Here is a 26,383-nt window from a genome sequence, read left to right on the forward strand (position 1 = left end):
CGGTACGGCGGGATCCACCGGAACGTGCTCCGGCCGCGACGCCCCTTGCGGGCGCCGCGGCCGGTTGCGCTGCGTCGGACGACTCACTCGGAATCGACAGTGGCCTTGTTCTCCCGCAGCGCCGCGATGGCGCGCTGGGTGACCTCGTCCACCTTGCCCAGAGCCGGGATGGTGGTGACCAGGCCCTGCTTCTGGTAGTACGCGATGATCGGCTCGGTCTCGGTGTGGTAGACCTCCAGCCGGACCCGCACCTTGTCCTCGGCGTCGTCGCCGCGCTGGTACAGCTCGCCGCCGCAGATGTCGCAGACGCCCTCCACGGCCGGGCGGTTGTACTCGGCGTGGAAGATGTGCGCGCTGTCGTTGCGGCAGATCCGCCGGCCGGCGATGCGACGGACGACCTCGTCCTCCGGCACCTCCAGGTCGAGCACCCCGTCCAGCTCGATCCCCCACTCGGCCAGGATCCCGTCCAGCGCGACCGCCTGGGCCACGTTGCGCGGGAAACCGTCGAGCAGGAAGCCACCGGCGGCGTCGGACTCGGCGAGCCGGTCCTTCGCCATGCCGATGGTCACCTCGTCGGGTACCAGCTTGCCCGAGTCCATGATGCTCTTGGCCGCGATACCAAGTTCAGTGCGCTGCTTGATGTTCTCGCGGAACAGGTCACCGGTGGACACGTGGGGGATGGACAGGGTCTTGGCGAGCAGCGTCGCCTGAGTACCCTTCCCGGCCCCGGGCGGCCCGACGAGGACGATACGCATCAGCGGAGGAACCCTTCGTAGTTGCGCTGCTGGAGCTGGCTCTCGATCTGCTTGACAGTTTCAAGGCCGACACCGACAACGATCAGAATGCTCGTACCGCCGAACGGGAAGTTCTGCGACGCACCGAACAGCCCGAGCGCAACCAGCGGAACCATGGCGATCAGACCCAGGTACAGCGAGCCCGGCCAGGTGATCCTGGTCAACACGTAGTTCAGGTATTCGGCCGTCGGGCGGCCCGCCCGGATACCCGGGATGAAGCCACCATACTTCTTCATGTTGTCGGCGACTTCTTCGGGGTTGAAGGAGATGGCGACGTAGAAGAAGGCGAAGAAGACGATCAGCACGAAGTACAGCAGCGCATAGAGCGGTTTGTCGCTCTTGGTCAGGTTCGTGGTGATCCACACGGCCCACGGGGCGGTGCTCCCGCTGAGGGTGACGACCAGTCCGGGGATGTACAGCAGCGAGCTGGCGAAGATGACCGGGATCACACCGGCCTGGTTCACCTTGAGCGGGATGTAGGTCGAGGTGCCGCCGTAGGCACGCCGGCCGATCATCCGCTTCGCGTACTGCACCGGGATCCGGCGCTGCGCCTGCTCGACGAAGACCACCAGGGCGACCATGGCCAGGCCCATGATGATGACGAAGGCGAAGGTGGCCCAGCCCTTGGTGGTGCGGATGCCCCACAGCGAGGACGGGAACTGCGCCGCGACCGAGGTGAAGATGAGGATCGACATGCCGTTGCCGATGCCGCGGTCGGTGATCAGCTCACCGAGCCACATGATGACGACGGTGCCCGCGGTCATCGTGATGACCATGACGGCGATGTCGAAGATGCCCTGACGCGGGACGATCTGGCTGGTGTCGCAGCTGACGCCGCTGAACAGGGCACCGCTGGACGCGGTCGCCACGATGCCGGTCGCCTGCAGGATCGCCAGCGCGATGGTCAGGTAGCGGGTGTACTGGGTGATCTTCGTCTGACCGGCCTGGCCCTCCTTCTTGAGGGCGTCCAGGCGCGGGATCACCACCGTCAGCAACTGAAGGATGATGCTGGAGGTGATGTAGGGCATGATGCCCAGCGCGAAGATCGTGATCTGCAGCAGCGCGCCGCCGCTGAACAGGTTGACCAGACCGAGCAGGTTGGAGCTGCTCTTCTGCGAAGCGCTGACACACGCCTGGACCGCGGAGAAGTTCACTCCGGGGACGGGGATATGGGCGCCCATCCGGAAGACGACCACGATGCCCAGCGTGAACAGCAGCTTCTTGCGCAGGTCGGGCGTCTTGAACGCCCGGGCGAACGCGGTGAGCACGGTGCCTCCTGCAGCTCCCTGCCGAGAGCGGCGGGAGGGACGGTGGATCTGGGCCCAGCTCAAATCGAAACGGGGCCGAAGGGTTTGGTTGCTGCCACCGGCCGGCGAACGGCTCACAGACACATCCTGCGGCCAGCCTACAAGTGGACTCCACGGACTCTAACAGTCCGTGGCCACGCGAATGAAGCGCGTGGCCCCCACAGGTTCAACTCAACCTGCGTCGGCACGCCGAAAGGCCCGGTTCCCCCCGTAAAGAGGGGAACCGGGCCTCGAAGGCCGGTCAGCCGAACTGTGGGAGTGACCCTCAGATCAGTTCGGTGACGGTGCCGCCGGCAGCGGCGATCTTCTCGGCGGCGGAACCGGAGACGGCGTCAACCGAAACCTGCAGCGCGACCGTGATCTCACCGGAGCCGAGCACCTTGACGAGCGAGTTCTTGCGAACCGCGCCCTTGGCGACCAGGTCCTCGACGGTGACCTCGCCACCCTCGGGGTAGAGCGCACCGAGCTTGTCCAGGTTCACCACCTGGAACTCGACGCGGAAGGGGTTCTTGAAGCCCTTCAGCTTCGGCAGGCGCATGTGAAGGGGCATCTGGCCACCCTCGAAACGCGCCGGCACCTGGTAGCGGGCCTTGGTGCCCTTGGTACCACGACCAGCGGTCTTACCCTTGGACGCCTCACCACGACCGACACGGGTCTTGGCGGTCTTGGCGCCCGGGGCGGGCCGCAGGTTGTGGATCTTCAGCGGGTTCTGCTCCGCCATTTAGTCCACCTCCTCGACCGTGACGAGGTGGCGGACGGTCTGGGCCATCCCGCGGATCTCGGGACGGTCCTCCTTCACGACCACGTCGTGCATGCGCTTGAGGCCAAGCGAACGCAGGGTGTCACGGTGGTTCTGCTTGCTGCCGATGTAGGACTTGGTCTGCGTGATCTTCAGGCGAGCCATTACGCAGCCCCCTGCCCGGCAGCACGCGCACGCAGCAGAGCCGCGGGAGCGACGTCCTCAAGCGGCAGACCGCGACGGGCGGCGATCTCCTCGGGGCGGGAGAGCCCCTGGAGCGCGGCGACCGTGGCGTGCACCACGTTGATGGCGTTGTCGGAGCCCATGGACTTCGACAGGATGTCGTGGACGCCGGCGCACTCCAGCACGGCGCGCACGGGACCACCGGCGATGACGCCGGTACCCGGCGAAGCCGGCTTGAGCAGGACGACGCCCGCCGCCTTCTCACCCGTGATCGGGTGGGGGATGGTGCCCTGGATGCGGGGAACCTTGAAGAAGTTCTTCTTCGCTTCCTCGACACCCTTGGCGATGGCCGCGGGAACTTCCTTGGCCTTGCCGTAACCGACACCTACGGTGCCGTCGCCGTCACCGACCACGACCAGGGCGGTGAAGCTGAAGCGACGACCACCCTTCACTACCTTGGCAACACGGTTGATCGCGACAACGCGCTCGACGTACGCGGTCTTCTCGACGACGGGAGCGCCGTCACGACCATCACGCTTGCGGTCACGCCGCTCGCCACCGCCGGTGCCGCCGCCTGTGCCGCCGCCGGCGCCGCTACCGCGGCGCTGGGGTCCAGCCATTGGATTTACCTCTCTCGTTTACGTCCGCCAGCTTGGCGAGCGGGTCAGAAGTCGAGCCCGGACTCACGGGCAGCGTCCGCCAGAGCGGCGATGCGCCCGGCGTACTGGTTGCCCGCGCGGTCAAAGACGACCGACTCGATGCCGGCAGCCTTGGCGCGCTCGGCGACCAGGGCTCCGACCTTCTTGGCCTGCTCGGTCTTGTCACCGTCGACGCCCTTGATGGAAACGTCGAGGGTGGACGCCGAAGCCAGCGTGTGGCCCGCGAGGTCGTCGATCACCTGCGCCACGATGTGGCGGTTGGAACGAGTCACGACCAGGCGCGGACGCACCGGCGTACCGGAGACGCGCTTGCGGACGCGGATGGCGCGGCGCTTGCGGGCGGCAGCCTTGTAGGCGTTGCCCTTGCCGATCTTCACACTGAGGCTCATGAGCTACTTACCACTCTTTCCGACCTTGCGGCGGATGACCTCGCCGGCGTACTTGACACCCTTGGCCTTGTACGGGTCGGGCTTGCGCAGCTTGCGGATCTTGGCCGCGACCTCACCGACCTGCTGCTTGTCGATGCCGTCCACGTGGAACTTGGTGGGCGACTCGACCACGAAGGCGATGCCTTCGGGGGCCTCGATCAGGATGGGGTGGCTGTAGCCCAGGGCGAACTCCATCGAGGAGCCCTTCGCCTGGACGCGGTAGCCGACGCCGCTGATCTCGAGCGACTTGCGGTATCCCGCGGTCACGCCGGTGATCATGTTCGCCACCAGCGTGCGGCTCAGGCCGTGCAGGGCCTTGGACACGCGCTCGTCGTTGGGGCGGGTGACGAGCAGAGTGCCGTCCTCACCCTTGGCGATGTCGATCGGCGCAGCGACGGTGTGGGCAAGGGTTCCCTTGGGGCCCTTGACCGAGACCGTGCGGCCATCGATGGTGACGTCCACGCCGGCGGGAACCGGGATGGGCAGCCGTCCAATGCGAGACATTGCTGTACCTCCGTTTCCCTGAGTTACCAGACGTAGGCGAGGACTTCCCCACCCACGCCCTTCTTGGCTGCCTGCTGGCCGGTGAGCAGGCCGGCGGACGTGGACACGATCGCCACTCCGAGGCCGCCGAGCACCTTCGGCATGGCGGTGGACTTGGTGTAGACCCGCAGACCCGGCTTGGAGATCCGCTTGATGCCCGCGATCGAGCGCTCACGGTTCGGGCCGAACTTGAGGTCGAGCGTCAGCTTCTTGCCGACCTCGCCCTCCTTCGGGTCCTCGACCTTCCATCCCGTGATGTAGCCCTCCTGCTGGAGGATCTCGGCGATGTGAGTCTTGATCTTGCTGTGGGGCATCACGACAGTGTCGTGGTAGGCCGAGTTCGCGTTTCGCAGACGCGTCAGCATGTCTGCGATCGGGTCGGTCATGGTCATGATGGCCTGTGGCCTCTCTCACCGCGGTTTCCCGAAGCGCGCAGCCCGGGGATGAGCCAGAGCGGGCGCGGCGCGGGGACCTTCGGTGTAGTAAGACTTTTTCGGGGCAGCAGGGCCCCGACCTAGCCACCTTACGGGACTCCGAACGGAGTTCCAAAACGGTGGCCAGGCCAGGGACACTACCTGCCCGGAACTACTGGATTACCAGGAGCTCTTGGTGACGCCCGGCAGCTCGCCGCGGTGGGCCATCTCGCGAAGGCACACACGGCACAGGCCGAACTTGCGGTACACGGAGTGCGGACGGCCGCAGCGCTGGCAGCGGGTGTAACCCCGGACGCCGAACTTCGGCTTGCGCTCCGCCTTCGCGATGAGGGACTTCTTAGCCATGTGCTCAGTTCTCCTTGAACGGGAAGCCAAGGGCACGCAGCAGCGCCCGGCCCTCGTCGTCGGTCTGGGCAGTCGTGACCACGGTGATGTCCATACCGCGCACGCGGTCGACCTTGTCCTGGTCGATCTCGTGGAACATGACCTGCTCGGTCAGACCGAAGGTGTAGTTGCCCTTGCCGTCGAACTGCTTCGGCGACAGGCCGCGGAAGTCGCGGATGCGCGGGAGCGCCAGCGACACCAGACGGTCCAGGAACTCCCACATGCGGTCGCCACGCAGCGTGACGTGGGTGCCGATGGGCTGGCCCTCACGCAGCTTGAACTGCGCGATGGACTTGCGGGCCTTGGTCACGGTCGGCTTCTGACCGGTGATCGCGGTGAGGTCGCGGACCGCACCGTCGATCAGCTTGGAGTCGCGGGCGGCGTCGCCCACACCCATGTTGACCACGACCTTGACCAGGCCGGGGATCAGCATGACGTTCTCGTAGGAGAACTGCTCCTGGAGCTGGCCCTTGATCTCGGAGCGGTAGCGCTCCTTGAGCCGGGGGCTCACCTTCTCAACAGAGGTGTCGGTCATCAGATGTCCTCACCGGTTCGCTTGGCAACGCGGATCTTGTTGCCCTCTTCGTCGAAGCGGTAACCGATCCGGGTGACGACCTTCTTGCCGTCCTTCTCCACCACGAGCTGAACGTTGCTCACGTGGATCGGGGCCTCGGTGGTCACGATGCCGCCGGTCTGCGCACCGCGGGCGGTCTGGCCGACCTTGGTGTGCTTCTTGACCCGGTTGACACCCTCGACCAGGACGCGGCCCTCAGCGGGGATGGCCTGGATGACCTTGCCCTGCTTGCCCTTGTCCTTACCGGTGATGACCTGGACCAGGTCACCCTTCTTGATCTTCATCGCGTTCTTGGTGGTGTACTTCGCAGCGCGATTCGTCATGGCTAGAGCACCTCCGGCGCAAGCGAGATGATCTTCATGAACTTCTTGTCGCGCAGCTCGCGGCCCACCGGGCCGAAGATGCGCGTGCCGCGCGGGTCACCATCGGTGTTCTTGAGGATGACCGCGGCGTTCTCGTCGAAACGGATGTAGGAACCGTCCGGACGACGGCGCTCCTTCACGGTGCGGACGATGACGGCCTTGACCACATCGCCCTTCTTCACGTTGCCACCGGGGATCGCGTCCTTGACGGTGGCGACGATGACGTCACCGATACCCGCGTAGCGTCGGCCGGAGCCACCGAGAACACGGATGCAAAGGATCTCCTTCGCACCAGTGTTGTCGGCGACACGCAGTCGCGACTCCTGCTGGATCACAGCTTTCTCCTGATCGTCAACGATCGGGACCGGGCCGGCCCGCTGCTCACCCGAGCGCTCCCCCGGAGGGAAGCCTCGGGCACATACGAGCCGCGCCCAATCGCGTTCGTTACTACTTGGCCTTCTCGAGGATCTCGACGACGCGCCAGCGCTTCGTCGCGGACAGCGGCCGGGTCTCCATGAGGAGGACACGGTCGCCGATGCCCGCGGCATTGGCCTCGTCGTGCGCCTTCAGCTTGTTCGTACGGCGGATGACCTTGCCGTACAGCGCGTGCTTGACGCGGTCCTCGACAGCGACGACGACGGTCTTGTCCATCTTGTCGCTGACGACGAGACCCTCACGGGTCTTGCGGAAGCCGCGTGCTTCAGTCGTGTTCTCAGTCATCAGGCGCTCTCCACCGTCTCGATGCCCAGCTCGCGCTCACGCATCAGGGTGTAGATCCGCGCGATGTCCTTGCGGACGAGCTTGAGCCGTCCGTGGTTGTCGAGCTGTCCGGTCGCCGCCTGGAAGCGGAGGTTGAACAGCTCCTCCTTGGCCTCGCGGAGCTTGGCGACGAGGGCCTCGCCGTCCAGCTCACGAAGCTCTGCAGCCTTGGTGGTGGCCGACATCAGCTCTCACCTGCCTCGCGCCGGACAATCCGGCACTTCATCGGAAGCTTGTGCGCGGCGCGGGTGAGCGCCTCGCGAGCAATCTTCTCGTTCGGGTACGACAACTCGAACATCACGCGTCCGGGGTGCACGTTCGCAATCCACCACTCCGGCGAGCCCTTGCCGGAACCCATGCGGGTCTCGGCGGGCTTCTTGGTGAGGGGACGGTCCGGGTAGATGTTGATCCAGACCTTGCCACCGCGCTTGATGTGACGGGTGATGGAGATACGAGCGGACTCGATCTGCCGGTTCGTCACATACGCCGGGGAGACGGCCTGCAGGCCGTACTCGCCGAACGCCAGCTCGGTACCGCCCTTAGCCATGCCACGCCGCTTGGGGTGGTGCTGCTTGCGGTGCTTGACCCTGCGAGGGATCAGCATTGGGTCAGGCCTCCGTTCCAGTGTTGTTCGAGGGAGCGGCGTCAGCCGGAGCCTCGGTCACCGCGGCCGGAGCCTCGGTGCCCGGACGACGGCCGCGGCCACCGCGCTCGCCACCGGCGGGGCGCTCGCCACCGCGACGGGGACGCTCGGCCGGGCCACCCGCGCGGGGCGGACGGTTGCCGGCCTTGGCGGCGGCGTTGTCGGCGCGGACCTCGGCGATGTTCTTGACATCGCCCTTGTAGATCCACACCTTGACGCCGATGCGGCCGAAGGTGGTCTTGGCCTCGAAGAAGCCGTAGTCCACGTTGGCGCGCAGGGTGTGCAGGGGCACGCGGCCCTCGCGGTAGAACTCGGAGCGGGACATCTCAGCGCCGCCGAGACGACCGGAGCACTGGATCTTGATGCCCTTGGCGCCGGACTTCATCGTGCCCTGCATGCTCTTGCGCATGGCACGACGGAAGGAGACGCGGGAGGACAGCTGCTCCGCGACGCCCTGAGCCACGAGCTGGGCGTCCAGCTCGGGGTTCTTGACCTCGAGGATGTTCAGCTGGACCTGCTTGCCGGTCAGCTTCTCGAGGTCGCCGCGGATGCGGTCGGCCTCGGTGCCGCGACGGCCGATGACGATGCCGGGACGCGCGGTGTGGATGTCCACCCGCACGCGGTCACGGGTGCGCTCGATCTCCACCTTCGAGATGCCGGCGCGCTCCATGCCGGACGTCATCATCCGACGGATGGCGACGTCTTCCTTGACGTAGTCCTTGTACAGCTTGTCGGCGTACCAGCGGGACTTGAAGTCCGTGGTGATGCCGAGGCGGAACCCATGCGGGTTAACCTTCTGGCCCATTACCGGGTCCCTTCCTTCGACGCGAGAACCACAGTGATGTGGCTCGTCCGCTTGCGGATCCGGTACGCGCGGCCCTGGGCCCGCGGACGGAAACGCTTCAGAGTCGGGCCCTCGTCGACGTACGCCTCAGCGACGTACAGCGACTCCACGTTGTTGTGGTTGTAGTTGTGCACGGCGTTGGCGATGGCGCTGTCGAGCACCTTGCCGACCGGCACGCTTGCGGCCTGCGGAGCGAAACGCAGGACCGCCTGGGCCTCCGTGGCATTCATGCCACGGATGAGGTCCACCACGCGGCGGGCCTTCATGGGCGTTACGCGGATGTACCGCGCCGCTGCCCTGGCTTCCATGGTTGTCCCCTTGTTGGTGTCTGTCATGGTCTTCGCTTTCCGCAGATCAGCGACGACGCGACTTGCGGTCGTCCTTCTCATGGCCGCGGAAGGTGCGGGTCGGCGCGAACTCGCCGAGCTTGTGGCCGACCATCGACTCGGTGACGAACACCGGGACGTGCTTCCGACCGTCGTGCACCGCGAGGGTGTGGCCCAGCATCGCCGGCACGATCATGGAGCGGCGGGACCAGGTCTTGATGACGTTCTGGGTACCGGCCTCGTTCTGGACATCGACCTTCTTGAGAAGGTGATCGTCGACGAAGGGCCCCTTCTTGAGACTGCGCGGCATCGAGACTGCTCCTAGCGCTTCTTGTTCGTCTTGCGGCGGCGGACGATGTACTTGTTGGACGCCTTCTTCGGCGAACGAGTACGACCCTCCTTCTGACCCCACGGCGAAACCGGGTGGCGACCACCGGAGGTCTTACCCTCACCACCACCGTGCGGGTGGTCGATCGGGTTCATGGCGACACCACGCACGGTCGGGCGAACGCCCTTCCAGCGCATACGGCCGGCCTTGCCCCAGTTGATGTTCGACTGCTCGGCGTTGCCGACCTCGCCAATCGTGGCGCGGCAGCGGGCGTCGACCAGGCGGACCTCGCCGGAGGGCATGCGGAGGTGGGCGTAGACGCCCTCCTTCGCGAGCAGCTGCACGGAGGAACCCGCGGAACGGGCGATCTTCGCGCCGCCACCGGGCCGGAGCTCGATGGCGTGGATGACCGTACCGACCGGGATGTTGCGCAGCGGCAGGTTGTTGCCGGGCTTGATGTCGGCCTGGGGGCCGTTCTCCACCCGGTCGCCCTGGCCCAGCTTGGCCGGGGCGATGATGTAGCGCTTCTCGCCGTCTGCGTAGTGCAGCAGCGCGATGCGTGCGGTGCGGTTGGGGTCGTACTCGATGTGAGCGACCTTGGCCGGAACGCCGTCCTTGTCGTGACGACGGAAGTCGATGACGCGGTACGCGCGCTTGTGACCGCCACCCTGGTGGCGGACGGTGACGCGACCGGTGTTGTTACGACCGCCCTTGCTGTGCAGGGGGCGGACCAGCGACTTCTCCGGCTCGGACCGCGTGATCTCGACGAAGTCGGCAACGCTGGAGCCACGACGGCCCGGCGTTGTCGGCTTGTACTTGCGGATGCCCATGGCTTCTTCTGTCCTCGTCCGTTTCGGTTATCCGACTCGCCGTCAGGCGGAGGTCGGAGCCCCGAAGATGTCGATGGGCTTGCTGCCCTCTGCCAGCGTCACGATGGCGCGCTTGGTGTCCTTGCGCTTGCCGAACCCGGTCTTGGAGCGCTTGCGCTTGCCGACCCGGTTGATCGTGTTGACGTTGGCGACCTTGACCGCGAAGACCGTCTCGACGGCCTGCTTGATCTGGGTCTTGTTGGAGCCAGGCGCCACGATGAACGTGTACTTGCCCTCGTCGAGGAGCGCGTAGCTCTTCTCCGAGATGACCGGCTTGAGCAGCACGTCACGGGGGTCCGTGAACGTCTTGCTGGTGATCGTCGCGTCGCTCATCAGGCGTCGCTCCCTTCGAGCTCGCTCGAAGAGGCAACGGCCTTCGCGGACGCGGCAGGGCCGGCCACAAAGCGCTCGAAGGCGGCCTGGGTGAAGACCACATCGTCGGAGACGAGCACGTCGTAGGTGTTCAGCTGACCGGCGTCCAAGATGTGCACCTCGGGCAGGTTGCGGGCGCTCAGGATCGCCAGCTCGTCGTCGCGCTCGACCACGAGGAGGACGTTCTTGCGCTCGCTGATCTTGCCGATCAGGGTGCGTGCGGTCTTGGTGGACGGCGCGTCGCTCGCGGTCACGCCGGTGACGACGTGGATGCGGGAGTTGCGGGCCCGGTCGGTCAGGGCGCCGCGGAGCGCGGCGGCCTTCATCTTCTTGGGCGTCCGCTGCGAGTAGTCGCGCGGCACGGGGCCGTGCACGACGCCACCGCCGGCGAACTGCGGAGCGCGGGTCGAACCCTGACGGGCGCGGCCGGTGCCCTTCTGGCGGTAGGGCTTGCGCCCGCCACCGCGGACCTCGGCGCGGGTCTTGGTCTTGTGCGTGCCCTGGCGGGCCGCAGCCAGCTGGGCGACGACGACCTGGTGGATCAGCGGAATGCTGACCTTCGCGTCGAAGATCTCGGCCGGCAGCTCGACGGTGCCGACAGTCTCACCCGCGGGGGAGAGAACATTGATGGTGCTCATTGCTTCAGACCCCCTTTGCCGCAGTGCGGACCAGGATGAGGCCGCCGTTCGGACCCGGGATCGCTCCCTTGATCAGGAGCAGGCCCTTCTCCGCGTCAACGGCGTGGATGGTCAGGTTCTGGGTGGTCACACGCTCGTGACCCATGCGACCGGCCATCTTCATGCCCTTGAACACGCGACCCGGGGTGGCGCAGCCACCGATCGAGCCGGGCGAACGGTGCTTGCGCTGCACACCGTGGCCGGCGCCCAGACCGTGGAAGTTGTGGCGCTTCATGACACCGGCGAAGCCCTTGCCCTTGCTGGTACCGGTCACGTCGACCTTGATACCGGCCTCGAACACCTCAGCGGTGATCTCCTGGCCCAGGGTGTACTCGCCGGCGTCGCTGGTGCGCAGCTCGACGAGGTGGCGACGCGGGGTCACGCCAGCCTTGGCGAAGTGGCCCGCGAGGGGCTTGTTCACCTTGCGCGGGTCGATCTCGCCGAAGCCGATCTGCACGGCGTCGTAGCCGGTGCCGTCAGCGGTGTGGACCTGGGTCACGACATTCGGCCCGGCCTTGACGACGGTCACCGGAACGATCCGGTTGTTCTCGTCCCAGACCTGGGTCATGCCGAGCTTCTCGCCCAGGATCCCCTTCATCTGCTTAGCCATCTTCGTTCAGCCCCTTCAGAGCTTGATCTCGATGTCGACGCCGGCCGGGAGGTCGAGTCGCATCAGAGAGTCAACGGTCTTGGGGGTCGGGTCGAGGATGTCGATCAGACGCTTGTGCGTGCGCATCTCGAAGTGCTCGCGCGAGTCCTTGTACTTGTGCGGCGAGCGGATGACGCAGTAGACGTTCTTCTCAGTGGGCAGCGGCACCGGGCCCGCGACCTGCGCACCAGTACGCGTCACCGTCTCGACGATCTTCTTCGCCGAGGAGTCGATGACCTCGTGGTCGTAGGCCTTGAGCCGGATGCGGATCTTCTGTCCCGCCATGGCTTCCTGTAGTCCTTCGTGTCGTCTTGCTGCTTCTACGGCCGGGCCCTCCGGGTGGAGGCCCCAGTGGCGTTCCGTTCGACCCACGCGGTCGGGCGTGTCGCGCTGCCCGCCATAAGAAAGCCTTGGTCGAACCTTCGGCCCGCGGTGGCGGAACCGTGAGGTTCACACCGGGGCGAAACGCCGGATCGAGCGCCTGTCTGCACTTCCCGGAAGATTCCCGTACGTCCGTGCCGCAGCTGCCGCGCTTCGTCAGACTTCAACTAGGCAACGGCCATCACGGGTACGACGAGTACCGTGGGACTTGCTTCCGGTCCTCCCGAGGGGAGGCGCGCAGCATCAACGCTCAACCGAGCAACCTGGCCAGTGTGCCATACCGGACACAGCGCACGCCAATCGGGGCCGATGAGGGTACCCAAGGCGGCTGGACTGTCAAACCTGGCGGTCGCCGCCGCTGCTACGGACGGGTGAGAGCGCGAACCGGGTCAGGCTCCGGGCGCCCGCGGTCTGGCCGCTGCGCAGCGCGCCGGGCAGCAGCGTCAGCGCGTGCAGCCGGGTGGAGCGGTGCCGCCGGGCGGCCAGCGCGGCCCGGCGCCAGCCCAGCGCGTCCAGCCGGTCCGCGGTCTCCAGGAAGAAGCGGCGGGCCTCGGTGAAGCGGTCGCCGGTGAACGCCTTGGCCGAGGACTCGCTGACCGCGTGCCGCCGGTAGCTGAAGCAGAGCTCCGGGGCCAGCGCCAACTGCTCCCCCGCCACCAGCAGGTCCATCACCAGCGCCAGGTCCTGGATCACGCCCAGGTCCGCGCGGAAGCCGACCGGGGCGACCGCGTCGGTGCGCCAGCAGATCGACGGGAAGTAGAGCCAGTTGCCCCGGAGCAGGCTGCCGGCCAGCTCCTCGCCGCCGAGCAGCGCGGAACCGCGCTCCTTGGGGGCGTACAGCCGGCGCTTGACCACGTCGCCCAGGGTGTCGGTGGGCCGGCCCTCGCCGTCGATGACCACCACGCCGGGCTGCACCATCGCCGCGCCCGGGTGCTCGGCCAGCGCGGCCCTGACCACCCTGAGGTAGTTGGAGTGCAGCAGGTCGTCGCAGCCCATCAGCACGACCCGGTCGTACTCGGCCAGCTCCAGGCAGCGGTTGAAGTTGCCGGTGACGCCGAGGTTCTCCGGGTTGCGGAAGTAGCGCACCCGGGGGTCGGCCAGCGCCTCGAACCAGCCGGGGACGTCGGGCTCGGCACCGTCGTCCACGACGGTGAGCCGCCAGTCGTCGCCGTCCTGGGCGAGCACGCTGCGCACCGCGTCCTGCATCTGCGCCACGTCGCCGTAGTACGGCAGCATGATGTCGAAGCGGGTCACCGGGCGACGGCCCCCACCGGGCGGGGCTCGGCGGCTATGGCGACCGCGCCCTCCGGCATCCGCCGGATCATCGCCAGCATCAGCACGAAGCCGGCCCGGCCGAGGTAGACCATCGCCTTCCAGGGGGAGGCGCTCGGGGTACCGGTGGTGCGCTCGCGCATGTCGACCGGGACCTGCCGGACCACGAAGCCGAGGCGCATCGCGCCGACCATGCTCTCGATGGTGTCGCCCAGGTACTCCACCGGGTACCAGTGCGCGAAGAAGGCGATCAGCTGCTTGTTGCAGGCCTTGAAGCCCGAGGTGGTGTCGGTGAGCCTGGTCTTCGCCATCCGGGACAGGATGCCGGAGAGCAGGCTCATCGCCCACTTGCGCGGACCGCGGACGGTGTAGTTGCCCTCGCCGGCGAACCGGGCGCCGATGACCAGGTCCGCGGTCTCCAGGCCCTGCAGCAGGGCCGAGACGTAGCCGGGGTCGTGCTGGCCGTCGGCGTCGATCTGGATCGCCACGTCGTAGTCGTGCTCGTAGGCGTAGCGGTAGCCGAGCCGCATGGCGCCGCCGACGCCCAGGTTGTAGGGCAGCCGGGCGACGGTGACCCCCGCCTCGGCGGCGACTTTGGCGGTGGTGTCGGTGGAGCCGTCGTCCACCACCAGGGCGTCCGCGCCGGGCACCTTGGCCTTGATCTCCGCCAGCACGGCGGGCAGCCCCTCGTGCTCGTTCCAGGCGGGGAGGATGATGAGGACCCGCTTGCCGTTGATCATGCGCGCACCTCGCGGTCGTGGTCGGCCTCGCCCTTGTCCTTGAGCAGCTGCTCGATCTGGGCGGCCTGGAGGTCGATTCGTGCGCTCTGCAGTTCGCTCCCCGTCTCCTGCTTCTCCAGCCGGGTGCGGACCAGCGCGAGGTCCTCCGACAGGGTGCGGGTCTCCGCCTCCAGCTGGCTGGCCTCCCAGCTCAGGTGCAGGCACACCAGCAGCACCAGGATGAAGCCCGCGAAGAGCACCAGGCTGGCTCCGTTGGCGACTCCGAGGCGGTGCGCGACACCGTTGAGGATCGAGGGGAAGAAGCCGACCGGGGCAACCACGACACCGATGGCGAGCCAGATCGCGGCGTACTTCTCCCGTAGTTGCTGACGACGCAGCAGCTCCAGGATGCACCCCAGCACCACCAGGCTGGTGATCGAGGTGAGCGCGGAGAGTTGCACGGGAGGGGACCTTTCGCCAAAGGGAGGGACGGGCTCAGCGTATCCGCTCGACAGAGGGTCCGTGATTCGGCGAATACGCGTCCTTACCTTCGACGTGCACTTCCGCCGTGCTTCCCTGCGCGCGTTTTCCAAATGTTCGGAACAAGTACATCAGCATGAAACCGCTGGTGGCGACCGGTCCCAGGAAATAGGCCAGCTCCACCCTGGTAGCGACGTCGCCGGGCACCGCGGTGGTTCCGAGCAGCACCGCGGTACCCGCCATCCAGCTGACGAGCTGGATGCGGTGCCGCTGCAGCGCCAGCAGCGCCTGGCCCAGCACCAGCGCGATCATGTAGAACACCGTCCCGGCCGAGAACCAGAACAGGTCCATCGGGCCGAGCAGCGACGGTCCGTGGAAGAGCACCCGGATCAGCCAGGGGCCGAGCAGGACCGCGGGCACCCCGCCGAGCAGGCCGAGGCCGCTGACGACGGCACAGGTCTGCAGCAGCATCCGGCGGAAGGCCGGCCCGTCCTGGGCGGTCGCGGCGGTGGAGAGACCGGTCATCAGCGTCGGCTGCAGCGAGCCGAAGACGAACAGCGGGACCCGGCAGAGCACGCCCGCGTTCAGGATCGCCACCCGCAGGTCGGCGTCAGCCGGGGCGAGCAGGGCGACCGACAGCACCGCGGCGTTGACCGCGAACTGGGCCAGCACCTGGGCGCAGATCATCATGCCCATGTTCTGGAACAGCTCGCTCCAGGGCATGACCGGTCCCGGGCCGCAGCCGCGCAGGGTGGCCGGCAGGGTGCACAGCATCGCCAGCAGCGGGGCCACCGCCAGCACCAGGCCGTAGGCCAGCACCGAGTGGACGCCAGCCGCCAGCAGGGCCACCGCGAGCAGGATCCGCAGCGTGCCCTCGATCGCCAGCGACGAGCCGTACGCGGTGAAGCGACCCATTCCGGCCAGCATGCCGCGGGTCAGGTAGGCGAGCCCGATGCCGACCAGGGACGCGGCGAAGGCCCAGACCAGCGAGGTGTTCCCGCCCAGCAGCCGGTCCGCCAGCGGGCGCTGGGCGACCGCGATCAGCAGCGAGAAGACCGCGATCATCCCGAGGGTGACCAGGCCGGCCCTGCGGAACACCGGGGCCACCCCCTCGCCGCGGACCACCCTGGCCGCGACCAGCCGGGTCAGCTCCTGCTCCACCGGGAAGAAGACGCCCAGGCTCAGCGTCATCACCAGCGTCCACAGCGACGACATGGCCGCGGTGTCGGTGCGGTCCAGGCCGTAGCCGGCCACCGAGATCTGCACGTAGGAGGCGACGCCGAGGACGATCGTCCCGCCGATGACCAGATGGGTGCCCGCGGGGATGGCTCGGAAGACCCTGGTCAGTGCCCCGCTCATGGCGTCCCGGACGCCTCGGCGAGCCGCGCGCCGGGTCGCAGGGCGGCGAAGGCCGGGCGCAGCAGCGCCTCGGCCAGGCCGTCCCGCCAGTCGCGGGGCTCCGGCAGGCCGGCCTCGGCCCAGCGGCCGTGGCCCAGCACGCTGAAGGACGGCCGGGCAGCCGGGCGGACGAAGGCCGCCGAGGTGGTCGGGCGGATCCGCTCGGGATCGAGCCCGGAGAGTTCGTAGGCCGCGCGGGCCAGCCCGAACCAGGTGGTCCGGCCGGAGGCGGTGCCGTGGTAGATCCCGGCCGGGGCGGTGCTGGCCAGCGCCGCGTGCCCCAGCGCGACCAGCCGCTCGGCCAGGTCGCGGGACCAGGTGGGCTGGCCCTGCTGGTCGTCGACCACGTCCAGGGTCTCCCGCTGAGCGGCCAGCTTCAGCATGGTCGCCACGAAGTTGCCGCCGTGCTCGCCGTAGAGCCAGGCGGTGCGGACCAGGTAGCCGGTCTCCGGGAGGAGCTCGGCCACGGCCTGCTCGCCGACCAGCTTGCTCCGACCGTAGGCGTTGACCGGCGCGGTCGGGGCGTCCTCGGGGTACGGGACGGCGCCGTCGCCGGCGAAGACGTAGTCGGTGGAGACGTGCAGCAGCAGGGCGCCGTGGTCGGCGCAGGCGGCGGCGAGACGGCGCACCCCGGCGCCGTTGACCTCGGTCGCCGCGGCCTCGGCGGCCTCGGCCCCGTCCACGTCGGTCCAGGCCGCCGCGTTGACCACGACCTGGTGCCCGGCGACCGCGGCGGAGACCGCCGCGGGGTCGGTGATGTCCAGGTCGGCCCGGGTGAGCGCGGTCAGCTCGACCGAGTCGTCGGCGCCGAGCAGCTCGGCCAGGTCCCGGCCGAGCATCCCGGCCGCACCGGTGACCAGCCAGCGGCGTCCGGAGCGCTCCGGGGATGCGGTGGTCACTGGGCCAGCGCCGCCTTCGCCTTCAGCGGCTCCCACCAGGCGCGGTTGTCCCGGTACCAGGCGATGGTGTCGGCCAGGCCCTGCTCGAAGCCGACCTGCGGGGTGTAGCCCAGCTCCTCGCTGATCTTGCTGATGTCCAGCGAGTAGCGCAGGTCGTGGCCCTTGCGGTCCTCGACCGGCACGACCATGTCCCAGCCGGCCCCGGCCGCGTCCAGCAGCAGGCCGGTGAGCTGCTTGTTGGTGATCTCGGTGCCGCCGCCGATGTTGTAGACCTCGCCGGCCCGGCCCTTGGTCAGCGCCAGCTCGATGCCGCGGCAGTGGTCCGAGACGTGCAGCCAGTCGCGGATGTTGCCGCCGGTCCCGTAGAGCGGCACCTTGGCGCCGTCCAGCAGGTTGGTGGTGAACAGCGGGATGACCTTCTCCGGGAACTGGTAGTGCCCGTAGTTGTTGGAGCAGCGGGTCACCACCACGTCCATGCCGTGGGTGCGGTGGTAGGCCAGCGCCAGCAGGTCGGAGGCCGCCTTGGAGGCGGAGTACGGGGAGTTGGGCTGCAGCGGCCACTCCTCGGTCCAGGAGCCCTCGCTGATCGAGCCGTAGACCTCGTCGGTGGAGACGTGGACGAAGCGGCCGACGCCGTGCTTGCGGGCCGAGTCCAGCAGCACCTGGGTGCCGAGGACGTTGGTGGTGACGAAGGGCCCGGCGCCGGCGATCGACCGGTCGACGTGCGACTCCGCGGCGAAGTGCACCACCGCGTCGTGGCCCGGCATGACCTGGTCGACCACGTCCTGGTCGCAGATGTCACCGCGGACGAAGGCGTAGCCGGGGTGGTCGGCGACGGGAGCGAGGTTCGCCTCCACGCCGGAGTAGGTGAGCTTGTCCAGCACGGTGACCCGGAGGCCCCCGGCGACGGAGTCGGGTGCGGACAGCAGCTGGCGGACGAACTCGGAGCCGATGAAACCGGCACCGCCCGTGACAAGAATGCGCATAGTGCTGGCCACTATAGTGCCCGCCCGGCTCGGCCCCTCCCGAGTGCCGCCCGGAAAAGCACCGCGCGACGCGGGCGCTCGCGACGAGGCCTAGAGTTGCCCCCATGCGAGGCATTCTCCTAGCGGGTGGCACCGGTTCACGGCTCTGGCCCCTCACCCGGGCCGTTTCCAAACAGCTCATGCCGATCTTCGATAAACCAATGATTTATTACCCTCTCACTACCTTGATGATGGCCGGGATCCGGGAAATCCTGATCATCACCACTCCGCAGGACCAGGAGCAGTTCCAGCGGCTCCTCGGCGACGGCTCCCAGTGGGGCCTGGAGCTCCAGTACGCCGCCCAGGAGCGGCCCGAGGGGATCGCCCAGGCGTTCGTGCTCGGCGCGGACTTCATCGGCGACGACTCGGTCGCCCTGGTCCTCGGCGACAACATCTTCCACGGCAGCGGCCTGGGCACCCGGCTGGCCGAGAACGACAAGCTGGTCGGCGGCCGGATCTTCGCCTACCCGGTGGCCGACCCGCACGCGTTCGGCGTGGTGGAGTTCGGGCCCGACGGCCGGGTCATCTCCATCGAGGAGAAGCCGGAGCAGCCCAAGTCCCGCTACGCGGTGCCGGGCCTCTACTTCTACGACAACCGCGTGGTCGGCATCGCCGCCGGGCTGCGACCGAGCGCCAGGGGCGAGCTGGAGATCACCGCCGTCAACGACGCCTACCTGCGGCTCGGCGAGCTGCGGGTGACCGCGCTGGACCGCGGCACCGCCTGGCTGGACACCGGCACCTTCGACTCGCTGGTCCAGGCCTCCGAGTACGTCCGGGTGATCGAGCAGCGGCAGGGGTTCAAGGTCGGCTGCGTCGAGGAGGTCGCCTGGCGGATGGGCTACATCGACGACGCCCGGCTGCGCGCGCTCGCCGAGCCGCTGCTCAAGAGCGGCTACGGCGGCTATCTGGTCAACCTTCTGGAGAACGGGACGACAGCATGAAGATCAGGCCGCTGAGCATCGAGGGCGCCTGGGAGGTCACCCCGCAGCAGCACGGCGACCCGCGCGGGATGTTCATGGAGTACTACCGCTTCGACCGCCTGGCCGAGGTGGTCGGCCACCCGCTGCGGCTGGCCCAGGCCAATATGTCGGTGTCCGCCAAGGGCGTGGTCCGCGGTGTGCACTTCGCCGACGTGCCGCCCGGCCAGGCCAAGTACGTGAGCTGCGTCCGCGGCGCGGTGCTGGACGTGATCGTGGACCTGCGGGTGGGCTCCCCCACCTTCGGCCGCTGGGAGGGCGTCCGGCTGGACGAGGTGGACCGCCGCGCCGTCTACCTGGCCGAGGGCCTGGGGCACGGCTTCTGCGCGCTGAGCGACGACGCGACCCTGTCGTACTTCTGCTCGGAGACCTTCAACCCCAGCGGCGAGCACGCGGTGCACCCGCTCGACCCGGACCTGGGCATCAGCTGGCCGGCCGACACCCCGCAGCTCTCGGCCAGGGACGAGGCCGCGCCCTCGCTGGCGGAGGCGGTCTCCAGCGGGCTGCTGCCGGACTACCGGGCCGTGCAGGCCTTTACCGAGTCGCTGCGGACCGGCTGACGGCGGCCCCGCCGAGCGGTCCCGCCACCGGCGGAGCCGCTCGGCGGGGCAGCGCTCAGCGGGGCAGTGCTCAGCGGAGCAGCGGGGCGAAGACCACGGCCGCGGCCCGGTGTCCGGCGCTGTTGAGGTCGTGGTCCAGCTGCCGGGCCAGCACCGCGTTGCCGACCAGCACCGTGGCCGGCCGGTGCAGCTGCCGCATCAGCAGCCTGAGCTGGTAGAGCGCGTCCCGCTGGACCTGCGGCGAGCGCATTGTGCCGCCGATCGGGATCGAGTACACCGGCACCATCTGACTCATCATCACGTCGTTGCGCAGCATGGTCTGGGCGAAGTACGTGGTCTGCCAGTTCTGCGCGCCCGAGTCGGTGTAGAGGGTGACCACCGGCGCCGCCGGGTCGACCCGGGCCAGGTCGCGGGCCAGGAAGGTGTAGGTGGTCTGGTCGATCCTGGACGGGATGCCGCCGTCCGACCACTGGGCCAGCGCCGTGGTCTGCCACACCTCGGGCAGCGCCGCGCCGCTGGGCAGGGTGCCGCCCGAGGGGACGCCCCACTGGAAGCCGGCGATGAGGGTCAGCGCCGCCGCGGCCGAGCCGGCCGCGAGGGCCGGCTGCCGCAGCCGCAGGCTCAGCCCGTCCTGCGCCCCGGCCCTGACCAGCGGTCGCAGCAGCGCCCCGGCCACGCCGAGGCCGACCAGCAGCAGCACGAAGGCGGCGCTGACCAGCTTCTCGAAGTAGTACGAGACCTTCCCCAGCGTGTGCAGCTGCCAGCCGCCGAACAGCAGCAGGACCGCGGCCGTGGCGGCGACCGCCAGCAGCAGGGCGCGCTCGGTCGGGGTCCGATTCCGTCCGGCGACCAGCACCGCGAGCACGATCACCCCGCCCGCCCCGATGATCAGCGGACGGCTCATCGGCACGATCGCACCGCCCGCGGCGGCCTGGGTCGCGATGTTGAACGACGAGAGCACGCTGACCACACTGGGGATCACCGCGACGGCCGAGCCGACCGCCAGCCCGCCGTACACCGCCAGGCGGCGTCCGCTGTCGCGGGCCCGGAACGCCCACAGGCTCGCCAGCAGCGCGAGCCCGACCAGCACCGCGTAGAGGTTGTAGCTGTAGGCGACGGTGACCAGGCCCGCGCAGCCCAGCAGGACGAACTCCAGCCGTCCCATGGCCGGCCGGAGCAGCACCGCCAGCACCACCGCGAAGCAGGCGAGCCCCACCACCTCCGAGTCGAAGCCGTTCGCCAGCAGCTTCACCAGCGGGCTCGCGGCGACCAGCGAGGCGGTCACCGAGCACACCGCCGCGGCCCGCCAGCCGCGCAGCCGGGGCCCGCCCACCCAGCGGGCGGCCCAGACCAGCACCGCGGACAGCACCGCGAACGCCACCACCACATAGCCGCAGTAGCGGCCGAACTCGGCCACCGGGGAACCGGTGCCGGTGGACGAGCGCAGGAAAACGTCGGTCCAGGCCAGCAGCATGTGCGAGCCCTGCGGGTACACGTCCCCCGAATTCGAGAACATGTAGGGCCCGGCCTGGGCGTGCAGCAGGAACGGATAACCGCCGATGCGGTGGATCGCGTCGAAGATCGAGAAATGGGTGAAGCGGTCCCCGATCATCATTCCGCTGTAGGGGCCGAGCCCCTTCCCGCCGGAGGCCCCGCGCCGGACCAGGTACCAGCTCAGCAGGCCGGTGCCGACCACGATCGCGTCGGTGCCGCGGAACCGCCAGGGCAGCGACGGCCGGCGCCGGCCGATCCAGGCGGCGGTGCTGACCAGGGTCAGCAGCACGGCGGCGACGGGCGCCGGAGCCGGCCCCCAGGGCCAGACCGAGGCCGGCAGTGCCAGCACCAGCATCGCCCCGGCCAGCAGGAAGCCCGCCAGCACCAGCCGGTCGAGCAGCACCCCGCCGACCCTCAGCACCGAGGCGAGTGTCAGCAGCAGCACCGGAAGCAGCAGGACGTCCAGCCGGAGCAGGCCGAGCAGCAGCGGCAGCAGCCAGGAGGCAAGGAGTGCGGTGAGCAGGATCGGGACCGAGCGGCGCGACATGTCTTCCTCTGGCTCATCGGCGCTGAAGCCAGGAGCATAGACAGACGAAGGAAAGCCGCCAGGTAAGACACAAGAAACCGTCGGCAATTCCCATTCCTCTTGCCTAACGAATTCTTTCCGACCGGAGGAAGTGAACAGGAATTGAATTGATGATGAAAAGAGCGAAGGGCCCCGCGGCATCAGCTGATGCCGCGGGGCCCGTCGACTGCCCTCGGAGGAGCAGGCAGGTCAGACCGTACTACTTGATGATCTTGGTGACCTGGCCGGCGCCGACGGTCCGGCCACCCTCACGGATGGCGAACTTCAGGCCCTCCTCCATGGCGATCGGCTGGATCAGCGCGACCGTCATGGCGGTGTTGTCGCCGGGCATGACCATCTCGGTGCCCTCGGGGAGGGTCACGACGCCGGTCACGTCCGTGGTGCGGAAGTAGAACTGCGGGCGGTAGTTGTTGAAGAAGGGGGTGTGACGGCCACCCTCGTCCTTCGACAGGATGTAGGACTGGGCCTCGAAGTCGGTGTGCGGCGTGACCGTACCCGGCTTGATGATGACCTGGCCGCGCTCGACGTCCTCGCGCTTGATGCCGCGGAGCAGCAGGCCGACGTTCTCGCCCGCCTGGCCCTCGTCGAGCAGCTTGCGGAACATCTCGATGCCGGTGACCGTGGTGGTGGTCTTGGTCTCCTTGATGCCGATGATGTCGACAGTCTCGTTGACCTTGAGCACACCGCGCTCGATGCGGCCGGTGACGACGGTGCCACGACCGGTGATCGTGAAGACGTCCTCGATCGGCATCAGGAACGGCTTCTCGACGTCACGGGCCGGGGTCGGGATGAACTCGTCCACCGCGGCCATCAGGCCGAGCAGCTTCTCGCCCCACTCCTTGTCGCCCTCGAGCGCCTTGAGCGCCGAGACGCGCACGACCGGGAGGTCGTCGCCCGGGAACTCGTACTCCGAGAGCAGCTCGCGGACCTCGAGCTCGACGAGCTCCAGGATCTCCTCGTCGTCCACCATGTCGGCCTTGTTCAGGGCCACGACGATGGAGGGGACGCCGACCTGACGGGCCAGGAGCACGTGCTCCTTGGTCTGCGGCATCGGGCCGTCGGTGGCGGCCACGACCAGGATCGCGCCGTCCATCTGCGCGGCACCGGTGATCATGTTCTTGATGTAGTCCGCGTGACCGGGGCAGTCGACGTGGGCGTAGTGACGCGCCTCGGTCTGGTACTCGACGTGCGCGATGGAGATGGTGATACCGCGCTGACGCTCTTCCGGCGCCTTGTCGATCTGGTCGAAGGCCGAGGCCTCGTTCAGGTTCGGGTAAGCGTCGTGCAGCACCTTGGTGATCGCCGCGGTAAGGGTCGTCTTACCGTGGTCGATGTGACCGATGGTGCCGATGTTGACGTGGGGCTTCGTCCGCTCGAACTTCGCCTTCGCCACTGGGGTCCTCCTGAGGACTGGTTCTGTACGCCGTACGACGTCAGGTGGTCTGGATTCGCGCCGGTCCCGGCAGCTGGGCTGCGCGCGGTTTCCGGCCCGTGGGGTGGGGGCCGGAGGGGTCCGGAGGAGGGCCGTCGGTACGGCCTCCTCCGGAACTCCTCCTACAGACTAAGGGGTGTTAGATCCCGGAATGTCCGGGGTCTTATTCGCCCTTGGCCTTTGCGATGATCTCTTCCGCCACGTTCCGGGGAACCTCGGCGTACGAGTCGAACTGCATCGAGTAGCTGGCGCGGCCCGACGTCTTGCTGCGCAGGTCGCCGACGTAGCCGAACATCTCGGACAGCGGGACCAGGGCCTTCACGATGCGGGCACCGCTGCGCTCCTCCATGGCCTGGATCTGGCCACGGCGGGAGTTGATGTCGCCGATGACATCGCCCATGTAGTCCTCGGGCGTGGTGACCTCGACGGCCATCATCGGCTCGAGCAGCACGGGGGACGCCTTGCGGACACCCTCCTTGAACGCCATCGAACCGGCGATCTTGAACGCCAGCTCCGAGGAGTCGACGTCGTGCGAAGCACCGTCGAGCAGGATCACCCGGACGCCCTGGAGCGCGTAGCCGGCCAGGGTGCCGAACTCCATCGCCTCCTGGGCGCCGGCGTCCACCGAAGGGATGTACTCCTTCGGCACACGGCCACCGGTGACCTTGTTGACGAACTCGTAGCCCTCGCCGGACTCCAGCGGCTCGATCGCGATCTGGATCTTCGCGAACTGGCCCGAGCCACCGGTCTGCTTCTTGTGCGTGTAGTCGATGCGCTCGACGGCCTTGCGGATCGTCTCGCGGTAGGCCACCTGCGGCTTGCCGACGTTGGCCTCGACCCGGAACTCACGCTTCATACGGTCGACCAGCACCTCAAGGTGCAGCTCGCCCATACCCGCGATGATCGTCTGGCCGGTCTCCTCGTCGGTGTTGACCTGGAAGGACGGGTCCTCCTCGGCCAGCCGCTGGATCGCGACGCCCAGACGCTCCTGGTCGCCCTTCGACTTGGGCTCGATGGCGACGCGGATGACCGGGGCCGGGAAGTCCATGGACTCCAGGATGACCGGCTGCTTGTCGTCGCTCAGCGTCTCACCGGTGGTGGTCTGCTTCAGGCCCATCACGGCGACGATGTCGCCGGCGCCCACCGACTCGATCTCCTCACGCTTGTTCGCGTGCATGCGGTAGATCTTGCCGATGCGCTCCTTGCGGCCCTTCACCGAGTTGAGGACGGCGGTGCCGGCCTCAAGACGCCCGGAGTAGATCCGGATGAAGGTCAGCTTGCCCAGGTGCGGGTCCGACATGATCTTGAACGCCAGCGCCGACAGCGGCTCCTCGTCCGAGGCCTTGCGGAAGATCTCCACGGACTCGTCGCCGGGCTTGTGGCCCATGACGCCCTCGACGTCGATCGGGGAGGGCAGGTACTTCACGACCGCGTCGAGCAGAGGCTGGACGCCCTTGTTCTTGAACGCGGTGCCGCAGAAGACCGGGGTGAAGTTACCGGCGATGGTGCCGCGGCGAATACCCGCGATCAGCTGCTCCTCGGTGGGCTCCTCGCCCTCCAGGAACAGCTCCATCAGCTCGTCGTCGCCCTCGGCGGCCGTCTCGACGAGCTTGGCACGCCACTCCTCGGCGATCTCGGCGTGCGACGCCGGGATCTCCAGGGTGTCGTACATCTCGCCCTTGGCGGCCTCGGCCGACCAGAGCAGCGCCTTCATGGTGACCAGGTCGATGACGCCCTGGAAGTCGGCCTCGGCGCCGACCGGCAGCTGCATGACCAGCGGGGTCGCGCCCAGCCGGTCGATGATCGAGTCGACGCAGCGGAAGAACTCCGCGCCGACCCGGTCCAGCTTGTTGACGAAGCAGATACGCGGGACGTTGTAGCGGTCAGCCTGACGCCACACCGTCTCGGACTGGGGCTCGACACCGGCGACACCGTCGAACACCGTGACGGCACCGTCCAGGACGCGCAGCGAGCGCTCCACCTCGACGGTGAAGTCGACGTGGCCCGGGGTGTCGATGATGTTGATGGTGTTGTCCACACCATCCACCGTCCAGTGACAGGTCGTCGCGGCAGACGTGATCGTGATGCCGCGCTCCTGCTCCTGCTCCATCCAGTCCATGGTGGCAGCGCCATCGTGGACCTCACCGATCTTGTACGAGACACCGGTGTAGAAGAGGATCCGCTCGGTGGTGGTCGTCTTGCCCGCGTCGATGTGCGCCATGATCCCGATGTTGCGGACCCTGGCGAGGTCAAGGGAGGTTGCAGCCATGGTGGCTCGTCTCTCTCTTTCTTGTTTCTGACGGGGTTCGAACTACCAGCGGTAGTGAGCGAAGGCCTTGTTGGACTCGGCCATCTTGTGCGTGTCCTCGCGACGCTTCACCGAGGCGCCCAGACCGTTGCTGGCGTCCAGGATCTCGTTGAGCAGGCGCTCGGTCATGGTCTTCTCGCGACGGGCGCGGGAGTAACCGACCAGCCAGCGCAGCGCGAGGGTGTTGGCACGGCCGGGCTTGACCTCGACCGGCACCTGGTAGGTCGCACCGCCGACGCGGCGGGACTTGACCTCCAGGGTCGGCTTCACGTTCTCCAGGGCGCGCTTGAGCGCGACCACCGGGTCGGCGTTGGTCTTCTCGCGGACGCCCTCCAGGGCGCCGTACACGATGCGCTCGGCGGTGGAGCGCTTGCCGTGCAGGAGGATCTTGTTGACGAGCGACGTCACCACAGGGGAGCCGTAAACCGGGTCGATGATGACCGGGCGCTTCGGGGCGGGGCCCTTACGAGGCATTGTTTACTTCTCCTTCTTGGCGCCGTAGCGGCTGCGGGCCTGCTTGCGGTTCTTGACACCCTGGGTGTCGAGCGAGCCGCGGATGATCTTGTAACGCACACCCGGCAGGTCCTTCACACGACCGCCACGCACGAGCACGATGGAGTGCTCCTGCAGGTTGTGACCCTCGCCCGGAATGTAGGCGGTGACCTCGATGCCACTGGTGAGGCGCACGCGGGCGACCTTGCGAAGCGCCGAGTTCGGCTTCTTCGGGGTGGTCGTGTACACGCGCGTGCAGACGCCGCGGCGCTGAGGGGAACCCTTCAGTGCGGGCGTCTTGTTCTTCTCGACCTTGTCCTGCCGGCCCTTTCGGACCAGCTGCTGAATCGTAGGCACGCTATCTCCGTCTTCTTTGTGCCATCGCTGGTGTATCTACCCTGGTTGTGTCTCGCCGACTTCCGACCCACGAGGTCGGGTGTGTCGGACCGCTCCCCATCCCCTCGACTCCTTGCGGAGGAGCGGTGT

At 68.1% G+C, this 26,383-nt stretch carries 36 protein-coding genes; 2 read left to right on the forward strand and 34 right to left on the reverse strand.

Annotated features, from left to right (window positions below; genetic code table 11):
• Positions 1-83: 83 nt before the first annotated feature.
• The 29 genes from ACEZDE_RS10930 to rfbB all read right to left on the reverse strand — a co-directional run bounded on the left by ACEZDE_RS10930 (position 84) and on the right by rfbB (position 18,009).
• Complete coding sequence (locus tag ACEZDE_RS10930; RefSeq protein WP_380535003.1) at positions 84-755, reverse strand: adenylate kinase; 672 nt, start codon at positions 753-755, stop codon at positions 84-86.
• Complete coding sequence (secY, locus tag ACEZDE_RS10935) at positions 755-2,062, reverse strand: preprotein translocase subunit SecY (protein WP_380535005.1); 1,308 nt, start codon at positions 2,060-2,062, stop codon at positions 755-757. Before secY ends, ACEZDE_RS10930 begins: the two co-directional genes overlap by 1 nt.
• Positions 2,063-2,366: 304 nt before the next feature.
• Positions 2,367-2,822, reverse strand: a complete 456-nt coding sequence (gene rplO / locus ACEZDE_RS10940; RefSeq protein WP_380535007.1) for a 50S ribosomal protein L15 — start codon at positions 2,820-2,822, stop codon at positions 2,367-2,369.
• On the reverse strand, positions 2,823-3,005 hold the full coding sequence (rpmD, locus tag ACEZDE_RS10945; protein WP_030251557.1) for a 50S ribosomal protein L30: 183 nt from the start codon (positions 3,003-3,005) through the stop codon (positions 2,823-2,825). It lies immediately after the preceding gene.
• Positions 3,005-3,643 carry a 30S ribosomal protein S5 gene (gene rpsE / locus ACEZDE_RS10950; protein WP_380535009.1) on the reverse strand — a complete coding sequence of 213 codons (639 nt, stop codon included), beginning with the start codon at positions 3,641-3,643 and terminating at the stop codon, positions 3,005-3,007. Before rpsE ends, rpmD begins: the two co-directional genes overlap by 1 nt.
• Positions 3,644-3,687: 44 nt before the next feature.
• On the reverse strand, positions 3,688-4,071 hold the full coding sequence (gene rplR, locus ACEZDE_RS10955) for a 50S ribosomal protein L18 (RefSeq protein WP_380535011.1): 384 nt from the start codon (positions 4,069-4,071) through the stop codon (positions 3,688-3,690).
• Between the two features lie 3 nt (positions 4,072-4,074).
• A complete protein-coding gene (rplF, locus tag ACEZDE_RS10960; RefSeq protein ID WP_380535013.1) occupies positions 4,075-4,614 on the reverse strand; it encodes a 50S ribosomal protein L6 in 540 nt (179 codons plus the stop codon).
• 23 nt (positions 4,615-4,637) lie between these two features.
• The gene (gene rpsH, locus ACEZDE_RS10965; protein ID WP_380535014.1) at positions 4,638-5,045 is read right to left on the reverse strand and encodes a 30S ribosomal protein S8; all 408 of its coding nucleotides are present in this window, start codon (positions 5,043-5,045) and stop codon (positions 4,638-4,640) included.
• A gap of 201 nt (positions 5,046-5,246) precedes the next feature.
• On the reverse strand, positions 5,247-5,432 hold the full coding sequence (locus ACEZDE_RS10970; RefSeq protein ID WP_030251570.1) for a type Z 30S ribosomal protein S14: 186 nt from the start codon (positions 5,430-5,432) through the stop codon (positions 5,247-5,249).
• 4 nt (positions 5,433-5,436) lie between these two features.
• On the reverse strand, positions 5,437-6,006 hold the full coding sequence (gene rplE / locus ACEZDE_RS10975; protein WP_380535017.1) for a 50S ribosomal protein L5: 570 nt from the start codon (positions 6,004-6,006) through the stop codon (positions 5,437-5,439).
• Positions 6,006-6,329 (reverse strand): 50S ribosomal protein L24, encoded by a 324-nt coding sequence (gene rplX / locus ACEZDE_RS10980; protein ID WP_380535155.1) that lies wholly within the window; start codon positions 6,327-6,329, stop codon positions 6,006-6,008. Before rplX ends, rplE begins: the two co-directional genes overlap by 1 nt.
• 41 nt (positions 6,330-6,370) lie before the next feature.
• Positions 6,371-6,742 (reverse strand): 50S ribosomal protein L14, encoded by a 372-nt coding sequence (gene rplN, locus ACEZDE_RS10985; protein WP_030251577.1) that lies wholly within the window; start codon positions 6,740-6,742, stop codon positions 6,371-6,373.
• 112 nt (positions 6,743-6,854) lie between these two features.
• Complete coding sequence (rpsQ, locus tag ACEZDE_RS10990; protein WP_380535018.1) at positions 6,855-7,127, reverse strand: 30S ribosomal protein S17; 273 nt, start codon at positions 7,125-7,127, stop codon at positions 6,855-6,857.
• On the reverse strand, positions 7,127-7,351 hold the full coding sequence (gene rpmC, locus ACEZDE_RS10995) for a 50S ribosomal protein L29 (RefSeq protein ID WP_380535020.1): 225 nt from the start codon (positions 7,349-7,351) through the stop codon (positions 7,127-7,129). The genes rpsQ and rpmC overlap by 1 nt, the downstream gene beginning before the upstream one ends.
• Positions 7,351-7,770 (reverse strand): 50S ribosomal protein L16, encoded by a 420-nt coding sequence (gene rplP / locus ACEZDE_RS11000; protein ID WP_030251586.1) that lies wholly within the window; start codon positions 7,768-7,770, stop codon positions 7,351-7,353. Before rplP ends, rpmC begins: the two co-directional genes overlap by 1 nt.
• Positions 7,771-7,774: 4 nt before the next feature.
• The gene (gene rpsC / locus ACEZDE_RS11005; protein WP_380535022.1) at positions 7,775-8,614 is read right to left on the reverse strand and encodes a 30S ribosomal protein S3; all 840 of its coding nucleotides are present in this window, start codon (positions 8,612-8,614) and stop codon (positions 7,775-7,777) included.
• Positions 8,614-8,961 (reverse strand): 50S ribosomal protein L22, encoded by a 348-nt coding sequence (gene rplV, locus ACEZDE_RS11010; protein WP_380535158.1) that lies wholly within the window; start codon positions 8,959-8,961, stop codon positions 8,614-8,616. Before rplV ends, rpsC begins: the two co-directional genes overlap by 1 nt.
• Positions 8,962-9,007: 46 nt before the next feature.
• On the reverse strand, positions 9,008-9,289 hold the full coding sequence (gene rpsS, locus ACEZDE_RS11015) for a 30S ribosomal protein S19 (protein WP_380504293.1): 282 nt from the start codon (positions 9,287-9,289) through the stop codon (positions 9,008-9,010).
• An 11-nt stretch (positions 9,290-9,300) separates the two neighbouring features.
• A complete protein-coding gene (gene rplB / locus ACEZDE_RS11020) occupies positions 9,301-10,137 on the reverse strand; it encodes a 50S ribosomal protein L2 (RefSeq protein WP_030251595.1) in 837 nt (278 codons plus the stop codon).
• Positions 10,138-10,179: 42 nt separating this feature from the next.
• The gene (gene rplW / locus ACEZDE_RS11025; protein WP_380535023.1) at positions 10,180-10,509 is read right to left on the reverse strand and encodes a 50S ribosomal protein L23; all 330 of its coding nucleotides are present in this window, start codon (positions 10,507-10,509) and stop codon (positions 10,180-10,182) included.
• Positions 10,509-11,186, reverse strand: coding sequence for a 50S ribosomal protein L4 (gene rplD / locus ACEZDE_RS11030; RefSeq protein ID WP_380535025.1), 678 nt, complete (start codon positions 11,184-11,186; stop codon positions 10,509-10,511). The genes rplW and rplD overlap by 1 nt, the downstream gene beginning before the upstream one ends.
• A 4-nt stretch (positions 11,187-11,190) precedes the next feature.
• Positions 11,191-11,835 (reverse strand): 50S ribosomal protein L3, encoded by a 645-nt coding sequence (gene rplC / locus ACEZDE_RS11035; protein WP_380535027.1) that lies wholly within the window; start codon positions 11,833-11,835, stop codon positions 11,191-11,193.
• 15 nt (positions 11,836-11,850) lie between these two features.
• Positions 11,851-12,159, reverse strand: coding sequence for a 30S ribosomal protein S10 (gene rpsJ / locus ACEZDE_RS11040; RefSeq protein WP_020549238.1), 309 nt, complete (start codon positions 12,157-12,159; stop codon positions 11,851-11,853).
• Between the two features lie 432 nt (positions 12,160-12,591).
• Positions 12,592-13,509 carry a glycosyltransferase family 2 protein gene (locus ACEZDE_RS11045; RefSeq protein WP_380535029.1) on the reverse strand — a complete coding sequence of 306 codons (918 nt, stop codon included), beginning with the start codon at positions 13,507-13,509 and terminating at the stop codon, positions 12,592-12,594.
• Entirely contained in the window at positions 13,506-14,267 is a 762-nt protein-coding gene (locus ACEZDE_RS11050; protein WP_380535031.1) for a glycosyltransferase family 2 protein, read from the reverse strand. Before ACEZDE_RS11050 ends, ACEZDE_RS11045 begins: the two co-directional genes overlap by 4 nt.
• On the reverse strand, positions 14,264-14,707 hold the full coding sequence (locus ACEZDE_RS11055) for a DUF2304 domain-containing protein (protein WP_380535033.1): 444 nt from the start codon (positions 14,705-14,707) through the stop codon (positions 14,264-14,266). Before ACEZDE_RS11055 ends, ACEZDE_RS11050 begins: the two co-directional genes overlap by 4 nt.
• Positions 14,708-14,741: 34 nt before the next feature.
• Complete coding sequence (locus tag ACEZDE_RS11060) at positions 14,742-16,085, reverse strand: lipopolysaccharide biosynthesis protein (RefSeq protein ID WP_380535035.1); 1,344 nt, start codon at positions 16,083-16,085, stop codon at positions 14,742-14,744.
• Positions 16,082-17,023 (reverse strand): dTDP-4-dehydrorhamnose reductase, encoded by a 942-nt coding sequence (gene rfbD / locus ACEZDE_RS11065; protein WP_380535037.1) that lies wholly within the window; start codon positions 17,021-17,023, stop codon positions 16,082-16,084. Before rfbD ends, ACEZDE_RS11060 begins: the two co-directional genes overlap by 4 nt.
• Positions 17,020-18,009: a dTDP-glucose 4,6-dehydratase gene (rfbB, locus tag ACEZDE_RS11070; protein WP_380535039.1), complete on the reverse strand. Its 990-nt coding sequence runs from the start codon at positions 18,007-18,009 to the stop codon at positions 17,020-17,022. Before rfbB ends, rfbD begins: the two co-directional genes overlap by 4 nt.
• A 104-nt stretch (positions 18,010-18,113) precedes the next feature.
• On the opposite strand from rfbB, the gene rfbA reads away from it, so the two are divergent.
• Together rfbA and rfbC are read left to right on the forward strand one after the other, a co-directional pair.
• Positions 18,114-18,989, forward strand: coding sequence for a glucose-1-phosphate thymidylyltransferase RfbA (rfbA, locus tag ACEZDE_RS11075; protein WP_380535041.1), 876 nt, complete (start codon positions 18,114-18,116; stop codon positions 18,987-18,989).
• Entirely contained in the window at positions 18,986-19,585 is a 600-nt protein-coding gene (gene rfbC, locus ACEZDE_RS11080) for a dTDP-4-dehydrorhamnose 3,5-epimerase (protein WP_380535043.1), read from the forward strand. The genes rfbA and rfbC overlap by 4 nt, the downstream gene beginning before the upstream one ends.
• 70 nt (positions 19,586-19,655) lie before the next feature.
• Here rfbC and ACEZDE_RS11085 read toward each other — a convergent pair whose 3' ends face one another.
• The 5 genes from ACEZDE_RS11085 to rpsL all read right to left on the reverse strand — a co-directional run bounded on the left by ACEZDE_RS11085 (position 19,656) and on the right by rpsL (position 26,254).
• A complete protein-coding gene (locus ACEZDE_RS11085) occupies positions 19,656-21,626 on the reverse strand; it encodes a hypothetical protein (protein WP_380535045.1) in 1,971 nt (656 codons plus the stop codon).
• Positions 21,627-21,864: 238 nt separating this feature from the next.
• Positions 21,865-23,058 (reverse strand): elongation factor Tu, encoded by a 1,194-nt coding sequence (gene tuf, locus ACEZDE_RS11090; RefSeq protein WP_380535047.1) that lies wholly within the window; start codon positions 23,056-23,058, stop codon positions 21,865-21,867.
• A gap of 202 nt (positions 23,059-23,260) precedes the next feature.
• Positions 23,261-25,366, reverse strand: a complete 2,106-nt coding sequence (fusA, locus tag ACEZDE_RS11095; protein ID WP_380535049.1) for an elongation factor G — start codon at positions 25,364-25,366, stop codon at positions 23,261-23,263.
• A gap of 42 nt (positions 25,367-25,408) precedes the next feature.
• Positions 25,409-25,879 (reverse strand): 30S ribosomal protein S7, encoded by a 471-nt coding sequence (rpsG, locus tag ACEZDE_RS11100; protein ID WP_123497064.1) that lies wholly within the window; start codon positions 25,877-25,879, stop codon positions 25,409-25,411.
• Positions 25,880-25,882: 3 nt separating this feature from the next.
• A complete protein-coding gene (rpsL, locus tag ACEZDE_RS11105) occupies positions 25,883-26,254 on the reverse strand; it encodes a 30S ribosomal protein S12 (RefSeq protein WP_014144289.1) in 372 nt (123 codons plus the stop codon).
• Positions 26,255-26,383: the final 129 nt, after the last annotated feature.

It is taken from the genome of Streptacidiphilus cavernicola (genome assembly GCF_042510955.1).
Classification (GTDB): domain Bacteria; phylum Actinomycetota; class Actinomycetes; order Streptomycetales; family Streptomycetaceae; genus Streptacidiphilus; species Streptacidiphilus cavernicola.